At 30.9% G+C, this 13,701-nt stretch carries 13 protein-coding genes; 10 read left to right on the top strand and 3 right to left on the bottom strand.

Features of this window, described 5'->3' with window-relative positions; translation table 11 throughout:
- Nucleotides 1–61 precede the first annotated feature (61 nt).
- Genes ACX0KU_RS03905 through panD form a run of 4 tightly spaced genes read left to right on the top strand, consistent with a single transcriptional unit; the run spans nt 62 to nt 3,012 of the window.
- Nucleotides 62–907, top strand: a complete 846-nt coding sequence (locus ACX0KU_RS03905; RefSeq protein ID WP_472991600.1) for a Rossmann-like and DUF2520 domain-containing protein — start codon at nt 62–64, stop codon at nt 905–907.
- Nucleotides 908–1,735 carry a 3-methyl-2-oxobutanoate hydroxymethyltransferase gene (gene panB, locus ACX0KU_RS03900; protein WP_472991599.1) on the top strand — a complete coding sequence of 276 codons (828 nt, stop codon included), beginning with the start codon at nt 908–910 and terminating at the stop codon, nt 1,733–1,735. It abuts the gene before it with no gap.
- A 48-nt stretch (nt 1,736–1,783) separates the two neighbouring features.
- Entirely contained in the window at nt 1,784–2,638 is an 855-nt protein-coding gene (gene panC, locus ACX0KU_RS03895; protein WP_472991598.1) for a pantoate--beta-alanine ligase, read from the top strand.
- 2 nt (nt 2,639–2,640) lie between these two features.
- A complete protein-coding gene (gene panD / locus ACX0KU_RS03890; RefSeq protein ID WP_472991597.1) occupies nt 2,641–3,012 on the top strand; it encodes an aspartate 1-decarboxylase in 372 nt (123 codons plus the stop codon).
- Nucleotides 3,013–3,096: 84 nt separating this feature from the next.
- Here panD and ACX0KU_RS03885 read toward each other — a convergent pair whose 3' ends face one another.
- Nucleotides 3,097–3,240, bottom strand: coding sequence for a hypothetical protein (locus tag ACX0KU_RS03885; protein ID WP_472991596.1), 144 nt, complete (start codon nt 3,238–3,240; stop codon nt 3,097–3,099).
- Between the two features lie 126 nt (nt 3,241–3,366).
- A complete protein-coding gene (locus ACX0KU_RS03880; protein ID WP_472991595.1) occupies nt 3,367–4,101 on the bottom strand; it encodes a tetratricopeptide repeat protein in 735 nt (244 codons plus the stop codon).
- 208 nt (nt 4,102–4,309) lie between these two features.
- Here ACX0KU_RS03880 and pepV point away from each other — a divergent pair, with 208 nt between their 5' ends.
- The 3 genes from pepV to ACX0KU_RS03865 all read left to right on the top strand — a co-directional run bounded on the left by pepV (nt 4,310) and on the right by ACX0KU_RS03865 (nt 7,566).
- Nucleotides 4,310–5,701 carry a dipeptidase PepV gene (pepV, locus tag ACX0KU_RS03875; protein WP_472991594.1) on the top strand — a complete coding sequence of 464 codons (1,392 nt, stop codon included), beginning with the start codon at nt 4,310–4,312 and terminating at the stop codon, nt 5,699–5,701.
- A gap of 187 nt (nt 5,702–5,888) precedes the next feature.
- Nucleotides 5,889–6,485, top strand: a complete 597-nt coding sequence (locus tag ACX0KU_RS03870; RefSeq protein ID WP_472991593.1) for an ECF transporter S component — start codon at nt 5,889–5,891, stop codon at nt 6,483–6,485.
- 112 nt (nt 6,486–6,597) lie between these two features.
- Nucleotides 6,598–7,566: a P1 family peptidase gene (locus tag ACX0KU_RS03865; RefSeq protein WP_472991592.1), complete on the top strand. Its 969-nt coding sequence runs from the start codon at nt 6,598–6,600 to the stop codon at nt 7,564–7,566.
- 88 nt (nt 7,567–7,654) lie between these two features.
- On the opposite strand, the gene ACX0KU_RS03860 is transcribed toward ACX0KU_RS03865, so the two are convergent.
- On the bottom strand, nt 7,655–8,518 hold the full coding sequence (locus ACX0KU_RS03860; protein WP_472991591.1) for a YoaK family protein: 864 nt from the start codon (nt 8,516–8,518) through the stop codon (nt 7,655–7,657).
- Between the two features lie 421 nt (nt 8,519–8,939).
- On the opposite strand from ACX0KU_RS03860, the gene ACX0KU_RS03855 reads away from it, so the two are divergent.
- From ACX0KU_RS03855 to ACX0KU_RS03845, 3 genes are all read left to right on the top strand, one after another.
- Nucleotides 8,940–9,491 carry an NADH peroxidase gene (locus tag ACX0KU_RS03855; RefSeq protein WP_472991590.1) on the top strand — a complete coding sequence of 184 codons (552 nt, stop codon included), beginning with the start codon at nt 8,940–8,942 and terminating at the stop codon, nt 9,489–9,491.
- Between the two features lie 209 nt (nt 9,492–9,700).
- Nucleotides 9,701–11,701, top strand: a complete 2,001-nt coding sequence (locus ACX0KU_RS03850) for a sigma-54-dependent Fis family transcriptional regulator (protein WP_472991589.1) — start codon at nt 9,701–9,703, stop codon at nt 11,699–11,701.
- A gap of 528 nt (nt 11,702–12,229) precedes the next feature.
- Nucleotides 12,230–13,699: a complex I subunit 5 family protein gene (locus tag ACX0KU_RS03845; protein WP_472991588.1), complete on the top strand. Its 1,470-nt coding sequence runs from the start codon at nt 12,230–12,232 to the stop codon at nt 13,697–13,699.
- Nucleotides 13,700–13,701: the final 2 nt, after the last annotated feature.

The raw sequence follows: 13,701 nt of genomic DNA, 5'->3' as shown, positions 1-13,701 counted from the left end.
ATATAGCATGAGGTTTTTTTTGTATCATTTTCTAAAGATATTTTAAAGGAAGTGATGCTTATTGGATATAGGGTTTATTGGAGCTGGAAAAGTAGGATTTTCTTTAGGAAAATACTTTTCACAAAATAAAGTAAATGTTACAGGGTATTATAGTAGAACTGAAAAGTCTGCAAGTGAAGCCAGTAAATTTACAAACTCAAAGATGTATAAAAATTTAGATAACCTTATAAAAGATAGTGATACAATTTTTATAACCATTTCCGATGATAGTATATATGATATTTGGCAGAAAATCAGTGTTTTAAATATAAAGGGCAAAATTCTATGCCACACTAGTGGCTCGTTATCTTCTAAAGTCTTTTCAAATATAAGCAATTCAGGTGCATTCGGATATTCTATTCATCCTATGTTTCCTTTCTCAGATAAATATAATTCCTATAAAAGTTTAGAAAGTGCATCCTTCACCATTGAAGGAAAAGAAGAACGCTTAGATTATCTATGTAGTTTTTTAGAAAGTTTAGGTAATATAGTTATAAAAATTAATAGTGAAAAAAAGGCATTATATCATTTATCAAATGTAATGGTATCAAACCTAGCACTATCTTTAATTAATTTAGGCTGTAATTATCTTCAGGAATGTGGTATCAGTCATGAAGAAGCTATTAATGGATTATTTCCACTAATCCAGCACAATATTAATAATATTAAAAGTAAAGGTTTCATTGATTCATTGACAGGACCCGTGGAAAGATGTGATCTAGGAACAATCAAACATCATATAGAAGCTATGCCTAGGGAGGATTTAAAATTATATAAGGCCCTTTCTTTGAATTTAATAGAGCTTTCTAAGATTAAAAATCCACAAACCAATTATGAGAATTTACAAAAATTTTTGGGAGGACTTTAAATGAAAAATACAGTAACAACGTTTAAAGAAGCTAAACAAAAGGGCAAAAAACTGACTATGCTAACAGCCTATGATTACTCTACTGCTAAATTAATTGATGAATCAGGAGTGGATGGAATTTTAGTAGGAGATTCATTAGGTATGGTATGTTTGGGATACAAAGACACCTTAAGTGTTACTATGGAAGATATGATTCATCATACTAAAGCAGTTGCAAGAGGGGTAAAAAGTGGACTTGTAGTTGGGGATATGCCATTTATGTCCTATCAAACATCAGTTTATGATGCTGTAGTAAATGCAGGAAGATTAATAAAAGAAGGAGGAGCTGAAGCAGTTAAATTGGAAGGTGGAGCTATTGTCGCTGAACAAATTAAGGCTATTGTAAAGGCTCAGATTCCTGTAATGGGGCATATAGGACTAACACCACAGTCAGTAAATATGTTTGGTGGTTTTAAAGTTCAAGGTAAAACAGAAGAGTTGGCTAGAAGTATTATTGAAGATGCTAAAATTTTAGAAGAAGCAGGAGTGTTTTCTATAGTACTCGAAGGTATACCTGAGAAGTTAGCTGAAATTATAACAAGGGAAGTATCAGTTCCTACTATTGGAATAGGGGCAGGAGCAGAATGTGATGGTCAAATTCTTGTGTATCAAGATATGCTTGGTATGTTTACAGATATAGTACCAAAGTTTGTAAAAAAGTTTGCGAGTGTAGGGGATATCATGAGAGAAGGATTTAAAGGATATATAAAAGAAGTTCAGGAAGGAACATTTCCGTCTAAAGAGCATTCTTTTAAGATTAATGAAGAAGTGTTAGATAAACTTTATTAAAATAGATTGATAGGTGGGGAGGAAGCAGGAAGCTACTGCGTGATTAAGATGAATTTAGTATCTACTATAAATGAGGTTAGATCACATATAAAAGAATGGAAAAAGGAAGGTCTTTCTGTAGGTTTTGTACCTACTATGGGATATCTTCATGAAGGACATAAAAGTTTAATTGAAAGAGCTGTAAAAGAAAATGACAAAGTAGTAGTAAGTATATTTGTAAATCCTACTCAATTTGGCGCTAACGAAGACTTAAGCACATATCCAAGAGATATAGAAAGAGATAAAAAGCTTTGTATGGAGGCTGGAGCTTCTCTTATATTTAATCCAGAGCCATCTGAAATGTATCTTGAAGGGGCAGCTACTTACGTAAATGTAGATGGTTTGACAGAAGGTCTTTGTGGATCAAAAAGACTAGGACATTTTAGTGGAGTATGTACTGTAGTTTCTAAGTTATTTAATATTGTTAGTCCAGAAAAGGCTTATTTTGGAGAAAAAGATGCTCAACAGTTAGCAGTTATAAAGAGAATGGTTAGAGATTTAAATTTTGATGTACAAATAGTGGGTTGTCCTATAATAAGAGAAGAGGATGGACTAGCTAAGAGTTCCAGAAATAAGTATCTATCTGAAGAAGAGAGAATGGCTGCAGTGATACTTTCTAAAAGCTTAAATAAAGCTAAGAAGCTTTTAGATGAAGGTGTAAGAGATACAAGGATTTTAAGAACTGCAATAGAAGAAGAAATAAATAGTGAGGTACAAGCTAAGATAGACTATATAGAAGTAGTGGATAGTCTTTCGCTAAAAGTTATTGAAAATATAGAAAAATCAATTCTTGTAGCTATAGCAGTATTTATAGGAAAAACAAGGCTTATAGATAATTTTACATTTGAAATGGAGGAAAAATAATAATGAATTTACACATGCTTAAATCAAAAATACACAGAGTGACTATTACTCAAGCTGAATTAAATTATGTAGGAAGTATAACTATTGATAAGACATTAATGGAAGCAGCTGATATTTTAGAATATGAAAAGGTTCAGATAGTAGACATAAATAATGGAAGTAGATTTGAAACATATGTTATACCAGGAGAGAGAGATAGCAAAGTTATATGTGTGAATGGAGCTGCAGCTAGATGTGTGCAGCCTGGAGATAAAATCATAATTATGGCGTACTGTGAAATGGGTGTAGAAGAAGCGAGACAATATAAACCAATAGTAGTTTTTGCCGGGGAAGATAATACTGTAAGTAGTATAACAAATTATGAAAAAAATTAAGAATTTCTAAACTTAATAATTAGACTATAGATAGAACCTATGAATTAATTCATAGGTTCTATCTATCTACTGACCTGTGAAAAGCTACTCTAAGCAGGTTGAAAGACAATCTTCTATAATATCCTTTGAAAATAAAAAAGGATGTTTTATCTTAATATCTTTATCTGTCTTAGAAGGTTTACTAACCTCACTGTTAATCTTAACTTTAACTTTAGGCTTATCTGCCATAATAGATCCCCCCCTGACTAATCTCAAATGCACAAACTCATTTCAAATATATTACATATTATATGTTTTATGGAATAGATTTGCAATAGAATTTTAAAAGAATTCTGATATTATATTTAAAAGTATCTATTTAATTACTCTTAGTTTTGGTGAGGAGGTATTGTTAATCATATCTTTTATAATAAAGAAGTAACATTTACACCAATCATCAGAGGGATTTAAATCATATGCTCTTTTGGCAAGAGGAAGAGCAGAGGGGTAATCTTGTAGATCCATATATACAAGAGCTTTCCCTATATAAGCATCAGAATTACTTTTATCTACAGAAATAGCTTTTGCGTAAAGCAGAAGGGCCTCTTCGTGGTTGCAAAGAGCCACTAACAACTCTGCTTTATCGCAATAGGCATCATAGTGATCAGATTGAAGCTCTATACACGTACTATAACAATCGATAGCACCTATTATATTGTTCATTTGTTTTAATAAACAAGCCTTTTTGTAGTAAGCTAAAGCATCATCAGGCTTTTGATCAATTAATTTATTACAAAATATCAAAGCTTTGTTAAAATCACCACTAGCAGTATATATTTCTACCATATTAAGATAAGTTTTATAAGTATCATTACTAAGTTTTAAATATTTTTTAATACAATCCTTAGCTTTTTGAAATTCAAACAGCTCTATATAAGCTTCGCATTTTACAAGATATGTTTCAGCATAGTTACTATTAAGTTTAAGTGCCTTATTGAATCTATCAAATGCTTTATCTATTTGATTAAGAGCAAATAGTTTTTTGCCCTCTTCTATATAATTTAAGATTTTTATTTTAGTTTCTTTACGTATTTCTAAAATATCTCCCATATGACTCTCCTTTAATGTAAAAATTTTATATTACCTAGAGTGTTGACAATTTAAGATTTTTTAAACCAGTTTCAAGTAATATGTTGGGAGTTATGGTACAATAATACTTAATTATTAATAGATATAATTGAAATATAAATAAAACATAGGTTAAATAAATATAATATATTATAACTGTTTAATTAGTATGATTTTTAAGGAGAAAAACATGGAAATAAATTTAATAATTGATGAAATGCAAGAAGAAATAATAAAGTCTACTCAAGATTTGGTTAGAATTAAGAGTGTAGCTGGAGCGGCGAAAGAAGGAATGCCTTTTGGTGAGGGGCCAGCGAAGGCATTAGAATATTGCTTAGAACTCTCCAAGGGACTTGGTTTTAAAACTGTAAATATGGACAATTATATAGGGTACGCAGAATATGGTGAGGGGGAAGAATATGTAGCAGTTCTAGGTCATGTTGATGTAGTTCCAGAAGGAGATGGATGGATACATAAACCTTATGAAGCTATGATTAAAGATGATAAGATATATGGACGTGGAGCTATGGACGATAAGGGGCCTATTATAGCTTCAATTTATGCCTTAAAAGCAATAAAAGATTTAAAACTAAAGATTTCTAAGAAAGTAAGAATAATTTTTGGTACTAATGAGGAAAGTGGAAGTGGAGAAGAAATAGAGTATTATTTTAGAACAGAGAAGCCACCTATATCCGGATTTACTCCAGATGGAGAGTATCCTATTATAAATGGAGAGAAAGGATTAACTACCTTTGATTTAGTGCAGAGCTTAGAGAATACTCAAACTGAAAGTACTATTAAATATATTAAAGGTGGGGAAAAAGCAAATATGGTTCCAGATTATTGTGAAGCTGGAGTGCTTATAAATGATCAAAATATTGTTATAAATCTAGCTAAGGAATTTAAAGATAGAACAGGATATGATATAAGAGTAAAGCCTGAAGATGAATTAGTTATTGTAAAGTCCTATGGAATGTCTGCTCATGGAAGTTTACCTCATTTAGGTAAAAATGCTATAATGCAGTTGTTTGAATTTTTAGAGGAACTTTCTTTAAATGAGAGTGATATAGTAAGTTTTATAAAATTTATGAATAAATATATCGGCATGGAAGTTCATGGAGAGTCATTTGGAGTAGGACTTCAGGATGAAGTGTCAGGAAAGTTATCCTTCAATGTTGGAGTTATAGATATTCAGAATAATTTAGCACGAATGACCTTAAACCTAAGATATCCTGTTACATGTAATTATGAAGATATGATGCAAGGAATAGATTCAGCTATAAAAGGAACAAAAATAAGAATAGAAAATATGGAACATCAAAAACCACTATACTTTCCAAAAGATCATCATACTATAAAAGTTTTATCGAGAGTTTATGAAGAACAAATGGGATCGGTGGCAGAGCTTCTTTCTATTGGTGGAGGAACTTATGCAAAGGAGATGCCTAATATAGTAGCATTTGGTCCTATATTTCCTGGGGAACCAGACTTAGATCATCAACCTAATGAATATATTAAAATAGAACATCTTATAAAAAATAGCAAGATATATGCTCATGCTATCTATGAATTAGCTAAATAATTAATTGGATGTAAATGGTTACAAAATTTTTGAAATAATTCTTTAACTTTATATAAAAAGGTGATAAAATGTTCTTGGTCGGTATTCTAGTATAGAAGCTGAACTTAAATTAGAGATATAATTACAACATTTAAGTTTCGGATACTCGACTTATATCCTAAAAGGAATAAGAGCGGAGGTAAGAGATATGGAAAGAAAAATTAAGTTAAACACTAGTAATAAGGTTAGTACAAGAAAAATTACAACACTTGCTATGTTATCAGCTATTTCAGTGATACTTGGCTTTACTCCACTTGGTATTATACCAGTGCCACCAGTACCAGCAACTATAATGCACATACCAGTTATTATTGCAGCAATTTTAGAAGGACCTATTATAGGTGCTATTATGGGATTTATATTTGGTATTATAAGTATTGTTCGTGCTATTACTACTGGAAATCTATTATTAGTGGCATATTTAAACCCATTAGTATCGGTATTGCCAAGAATTTTAATTGGTGTTGTAGCTTATTATGTATATAAGGGTATACCTATTAAAAATGAAAAGATAAGAGTAGGATTAAGTGCAGCTGTTGGTACAGCAATTAATACAATAGGGTTTTTAGGAATGATGTACCTTCTTTATGCAAATGAATACTCTGTAGTTAAGAAAATTTCACAGGATACTGTAGCAAAAGTAATGGTTGCAGTAGCTATGACAAATGGAATTCCAGAAATTATTGTAGCTGTGATAATTACAGTTGGTGTAATCATGGCCTTAAAAAAAGTAAGAAAAAACTAAATTGAATATTATTAAGCAGTAAAGACAGGTGATGTTTTTACTGCTTTTATTTATACAGAAATAAAATAACTAAATTGGGTTATATTAATATAATTAGTAAAAGGAGTTTATTATGAAAGTTATAAAAATTACTGATATTGAAGGAATTAAAATAGGGCATGCTGAAAATCTAGATGGAGTTACAGGATGTACTGTAATTTTATGTGAGGAAGGAGCAACTGCAGGTGTAGATGTAAGGGGAGGAGCACCGGGGACAAGAGAAACGGATCTTTTAAATCCAATAAATATGATAGATAAGATACATGGAGTACTTCTAACTGGGGGAAGTGCCTTTGGACTTGATGCTGCTGGGGGTGTAATGGAGTATCTAGAGAAAAAAGGAGTAGGTTTTGATGTAGGAGTTACTAAAGTTCCAATAGTATGTGGGGCAGCTTTATTCGATTTGCTTATAGGTGATTATAAAACAAGACCAAACAAGGATATGGGATATAAAGCTTGTGTAAATGCTAATAATAGAGAAGTTCAAGAAGGAAATGTTGGAGCTGGTACTGGAGCAACTATCGGAAAAATATTGGGTCCAGAATATGCTATGAAAGGTGGACTTGGTATATATAGTGTAAAAGTAGGAGAATTAATGATAGGTGCAGTCGTAGCTGTAAATTGTTTAGGAAATGTAGTAGATAGTGAAAATGGGAAGGTTATTGGAGGGGTTCTAGAGGAAGAAAGAACTTCATTTAGAAGTACAGAGGATATAATGATAAGTCAGTATAATAATAAGAAAAAAATTTTCAATGGAAATACTACTATAGGTGCTGTAGTAACCAACGCAAAGCTAAGTAAATCTGAGGCGAACAAAGTGGCCGCTATGGCTCATAATGGATTTGCAAGGAGTATCTACCCTGTACATACAATGCATGATGGAGATACTATTTTTACTATGGCAACAGGAAAAATTGAGGCGGATATAAATGTAGTGGGACTTATGGCTGCAAAAGTTATAGAAAAAGCCGTTGTAAGAGGAATCAAGAATTCTTATGAAATAGGTGGATATAAATGTTACAAAGATTTACAAAAGGTATAAAACTTTAATATTTAAGTTTTATACCTTTTGTAAAATATAATTAACTAGTTGTTAGAATTAGAAATAGATAATATATACTGTCTAAGTATTAGTGATGCTTCACCTCAGAATCAGTTTTATCTATATTTGCGGCTATTTCACTATAACCCACCTCCATTAGGTGATACTCATTAATAAATGTTCTTTCTTTTAGAACTAACTTCTCTAATTCATCTCTAAGCTTCAATACTTCCTCATAGGCTATAACTTCATCTTCTGTTGTAAAATCACACTGCTCATTCTCATTTATTATGTTTTCTAGTAAAGGTATATCTACAGTAATTTTCTGAATAATACCAGTTGAAATAATTATAATAGATGGAATTATAAGTGTCAGTGATCTATCGATATGATTTTGTACTATGAATTTTTCTATAAACTCAAGTCCAATAAATGAACCTATTGGAAATGATATTAACCTAAGTAACCAAAATACAATATTATTCCAGTTACTAGAAGACAAATTTATCCCGATATCAGTAGCTGGACCAGTTAAGTGAGTGGTACGGTTAATTGGTGTCAAACTTGTGGCTCCATTTTGTCCTCCCATTGCCATAGGTATTGCTAGAGATATAAAGTTTATATCTCTTTCATATATACCAAACGCCGCAATCATTAAAATCATTCCTGAAAAACTCAAGCCACCTATGAGGCCCCATTTTCTAGTAATCTTAGCTGATATAGCTGCACCAAGAATGAATCCAACAACTATAAACATTACAAACCAGAACTCTTTTATATTTCCTATAGCTATCAGTTCACCGAGTTCGGCAGCACGACCTGTCATAAATGAAACTCTTTCATTTAGAAAAAGCTTTAATCCAACTGTATTAATCCATCCCGCCATCATAACTAGTATGAATCCTACTATATTAACTGGAGTTAATATTTTGATTGTAGAGTTATTTTCCACTACTAGTTCCCCCTCTTTTTAGATATAGGAGCATATGATACTATCCTATGAATAATTTTACCTCTACTCAAGATAACTGTAAACAAGAAACTACTTCCACGTGATTAATTATAGTAATGCACTTTGGTTTTAAAATTAATTTTTTTGAAGATTTTAAAGGTTAAGATTCCTGTCGGGTAGGTTTATAAAAAATATAAAAATGAGATGTCAATATAAATTATAGGTAAATTATAAACAAAGAATATAATAGTAAAGATAAGATAATTAAAGAAATACCTAGTTATATTCATAAACTAGCCATTTATGACTTATAAGTAGGTTGAAAAAATCACTAAAAAAATGTATAGTATAAATATAGCAATTAATAATTATTATTACTTAATAAAAAATATAAATTAAAATAATATAGGGGGAATAAAATATGAAAAAATTTATTTGTACAATATGTGGATATATTCATCAAGGGGAAGAAGCTCCATCAGCATGTCCTCAATGTAAGGCACCAGTGGATAAGTTTATAGAAAAGAAAGAAAGTGATTCATTAGAGTGGGCAGACGAACATAAAGTAGGGGTAGCAAAGGATGTAGATCCTGAAGTTTTAGAAGGCTTAAAGGCTAACTTTATGGGAGAGTGTACGGAGGTAGGTATGTACTTAGCCATGAGCAGACAAGCTGATAGAGAAGGATTTCCTGAAATTGCAGAGGCATATAAAAGAATAGCTTTTGAAGAAGCAGAACATGCTGCAAAATTTGCAGAATTAATAGGAGAGGTTGTTACTAATAATACTAGAACAAACCTTCAAATGAGAGTTGATGCAGAACATGGAGCATGTCAAGGTAAGAAGGATTTAGCTACATTATCTAAAAAGTTAAACTATGATGCAATTCACGATACTGTTCACGAGATGTGTAAGGATGAAGCAAGACATGGAATGGCATTTAAGGGATTGTTAGATAGATATTTTGATAAGTAATAAAAAGGATATGTCAGGAATTTAATGTGTTATATAATTAACAGGGAAGTATGATTTTAAATGTAGGACTTGTAGAGCTGAATTTTATGAAATTTTCATAGAATTCAGTTTTTTTTATTATTAAATACTAGTGATATTTCATTATGGTATAATATTAATAATAAAAACAAATTTTATAGTGAGGAACTCTGTTAATTTGGAGGGGTTTGATGACGGTGAAAAAACTCATAAACCAAAATGAAAAACTTATAAATCAAAATGAAAAATTCATAAGAGAATGGGAAAAGTTTATTAAAAAAGGATATTTTGATAAAGAAATAATTAAAGAGAATATTGGAGAATCATGGAGAAGAAGTAAAGCCTATGGTATAGATCCTTATACAAAGGATTTTACTATAAAAATTGATGAAAATGAGTTAAAGAAAAGATGGAAAGATTCAAGTATATTATTAAAGACAACGAAGCCCTTTATGAGTAGTTTGTATAAAATAGTTAAAAATACAGATTTTATAATAAGGTTAACAGACAAAGATGGATTTGTTTTAGGGCATATTGGGGAAGAGAAAACAGCAAATATGTATTTTCCTCTAGGATTAGAGGATGGCTACAATATAAAGGAAGAAGTAATGGGAACTACTGCTATTGGAATGGTATTACTTACTGGTGAGCCAATACAAGTTATGGGAGGAGAGCATTACTTACAGCAGTACCATAAGCTAACCTCTTCAGCTTGTCCTATTAAAGATGAAAATGGAGTTATCTTAGGGGTCTTAAGTATGACTGGAAGTTGTGAGTTAGTACATCCTCATACTTTAGGAATGGTAGTAGCGGCAGCAGAAGCTATAGAAAAAGAAATTAAATTAGAAGAATACAATAAAGAGTTGAAAGCAATAAATGAGAGATTTTATGAGATAACTGAATCTATTTCAGAGGGAATAATTAGAGTAGATAATAAGGGGAATATAATAAGTATTAATAGGTTTGCGCGTAAGTTGCTTTCGGTGAGTGAAACTAATATTATTGGAAAACATATTAAAACTATACTAAGTTCAGAAAATAGAGAGGATATTCTTCAAGCAATTATTAATGCAAAAAGTAATGATGAAGAAGAAGTTAATTTCAAAACTAGAAATGGTAGGAAAAAAGCATGCATTGTTAATATTACTCCTATAAAATCAGCTGGAGGAGTAGTAATTACTTTGAGAGAAACAAAAATGGTTCATAGCTTAATAAATAAAATCGTAGGAGCTAATGCTAAGTTTACTTTTAGTGACATATTAGGTAATAGTGATGTAATAAATAAAGCAATAAGACTAGCCGCCCTCTCCGCAAAGACCAATACAACAATATTACTTCAAGGAGAGAGTGGAACAGGTAAGGAAATGTTTGCACAAGCGGTACATAATGAAAGTGATAGAAGAGAGTATCCTTTTGTATTTTTAAATTGTGGAGCTATTCCTAGAGAATTAGTATCAAGTGAGCTTTTTGGATATATTGAAGGGGCTTTTACAGGGGCTAAAAGAGGAGGACATCCTGGAAAATTTGAATTGGCAGATGGAGGAACTATATTCTTGGATGAAATTGGAGATATGCCACTTGATGCACAAGTTAGTTTACTTAGAGTTCTTGAAGATAAGACTATAGTTAGAGTTGGAGGACATGATGTTATACCAATAGATGTTAGAGTAATTGCAGCTACTAACAAGGATTTGAAGAAGGAAGTTGAACTCGGGAACTTTAGAGAAGATCTATTTTATAGGATTAATGTTATGCCTATATATACACCTACTTTAAGAGAGCGAAAAGGTGATATAAAATTATTAATAGATTATTTTGTTGAAAAATTATGTAAGAGTACTAACAAAGTAATTAAGGGAATCTCAGCAAGTTTTTATAATAGCATGATTAATTATAATTGGCCAGGGAATGTAAGAGAATTACAAAATGTAATGCAAAGAGTTATAAATATGGTAGATAATGAGACTATACTTAGTGCTAATGATTTACCATCGTATATTATAGAGAAAGATTCTATAGAAGGTATGGATTTTGGAAAACAATTAAGTACCTTAGATGAAGTTGAAGAGGAGTATATAAAGAAGGTTATACAGAAATGCAATGGTAATATTGCAGCAGCTTCAAAAATATTAGCTATAGGAAGAACTACCATGTACAGAAAGATGAAAAAATATAATATTGACGAGATCTAAGGGGTAAATGTGTTTCTAAATGAAACATAAGTTTCAAAGTGAAACATGAAAATAGACAAAAATAGTCGAAGTGTTTTAAAATGAAACATAAAAAGTAATTATACTAAAATATAATTGCTTTTTTTTTATGGGAATAAAAAAAAATATATTGTGAAAGCCAGTAAAAATGAGATATTAGAAAAAAGAAAAAGAAGATATTGAATAGTTGGCATGATAGTTGCTTTATAAAGTTAACATAACAAGTAAAAGAGATATTTAAAATGACATTTCAAGTTATCTTGATATATTTAGAACTTTTAGTAATAGGTACCTAAGGAAGGTAAGCCAGGGTACTATTATAAGGACTTTTGTATGTGGCAACGTTTACTAAAAAAGTTCAGTTGAGACTTCTGTTAGAAGAAATAGATTAATATATTAAAAGGTGGTGTGACAACAGGATATAATAAGATTTCTAGTGATGAAGATCCATAAGAAATATTGGATTATAGAGTTTAGACAAAATTATAAACATGAAAGGAGATGCGAATATTGATTATTAAGAGTTTTCCATTAATAATTATTCTTATATTATTTATAGCTGCTTTTGCGATGCCATTCATAAAGAGTGGAAAGTTAGTGAAAACAATGAGTGTAGTTTCTATAGCTTTAGGACTTATACTATCTATTAGAACAGCATTTTATGTATTAAGGGAAGGAAAGTTTTACTATAGTTTAGGTTATTTTAATGGACCTGTAGGTATGGAATTTTATATTGGAAATATAGAAGCTATTATGGGGGTAGTATTTACCTTTGTATCCTTAATGATTGTATGGTACTCCGTTTATGGAGTTAATAAAGAAATTGGTAGTAGCAAAATTTCCTTATACTATTTGTTAATTAATATTTTAGTTGGATCATTATTAGGTGTAGTTTATACTAATGATTTGTTTAATGGTTTTATTTTTATTGAAGTTTTAATACTAGCTTCATGCGGAATAGTAGTAGTGCAAAATCAAGAAGATAATAAAAAAGCTACTATTAAATATCTTATTATGAGTTGTTTGGGATCCGGACTTGTTCTTATTGGTATTACCTTGGTGTATTCCATAACGGGTCAATTAAATATAGACCTTATTCACAAAGAGCTGATAAATGTATATAGTGAACATCCAAGGACAATTCTTATTTGCTTAAGCTTATTTACTATAGGACTTGGAGTTAAAAGTGCTACATTTCCACTGCACACATGGCTTCCAGATGCATACTCTAGTGCGCCACCGTCATCAAGGACTATATTATCTGCATTGGTATTAAAAGCTCCTGTTGTACTACTAATTAAGGTTTTATATAGAACCTTTGGTATGGATATAATAGGACAATTACCAGTGATGGACATAATATTAATTCTTGGAAGTCTAAGCATGATAATGGGTTCGGTTTTTGCTATTTTCCAAAAACAGATTAAAAGAATGGTAGCCTATTCAAGTGTTGCACAGATGGGATATGTTTTCTTAGGAATTGGGCTTGGTACTGAATTTGGAGTTACAATAGCAATATTCCACATGATAGGACATGCGGTTACAAAATCAATACTATGCTTATCTGTTGGAGCTATGGTTGAGAAAACTGGTAGTAACGAAATAAGTGGACTAAGAGGTATTGGAAAAGAAATGCCTGTTACTTCTGCCTTATTTGTATTAGGAGCTTTATCTATGACAGGAATACCCTTATTGCCGGGTTTTGTAAGTAAGTGGAATTTAGCTTTAGCAAGCATTGGGGTAAATAAAGTGATTATAGTAGGAGTTATTTTAGTTAGTAGTTTATTAAATGCAGCTCATTATTTTCCGATAATAATCAATTTCTTCTTTGGAGAAGAAAATTTACAGGACAAAGTGTACAAAACTAGGGAGAAATCCATAAAAGAGTTACTTCCAATTATTTGTTTGGTAGTGGCTATGATTTATATAGGATTTGCTTCAGGTGAAATTATAAGTTTAATAAAGACTAGTATAATATAGGA

Source organism: Clostridium sp. X (assembly GCF_055755365.1).
This window is presented reverse-complemented; position numbering and strand designations above follow the sequence as displayed.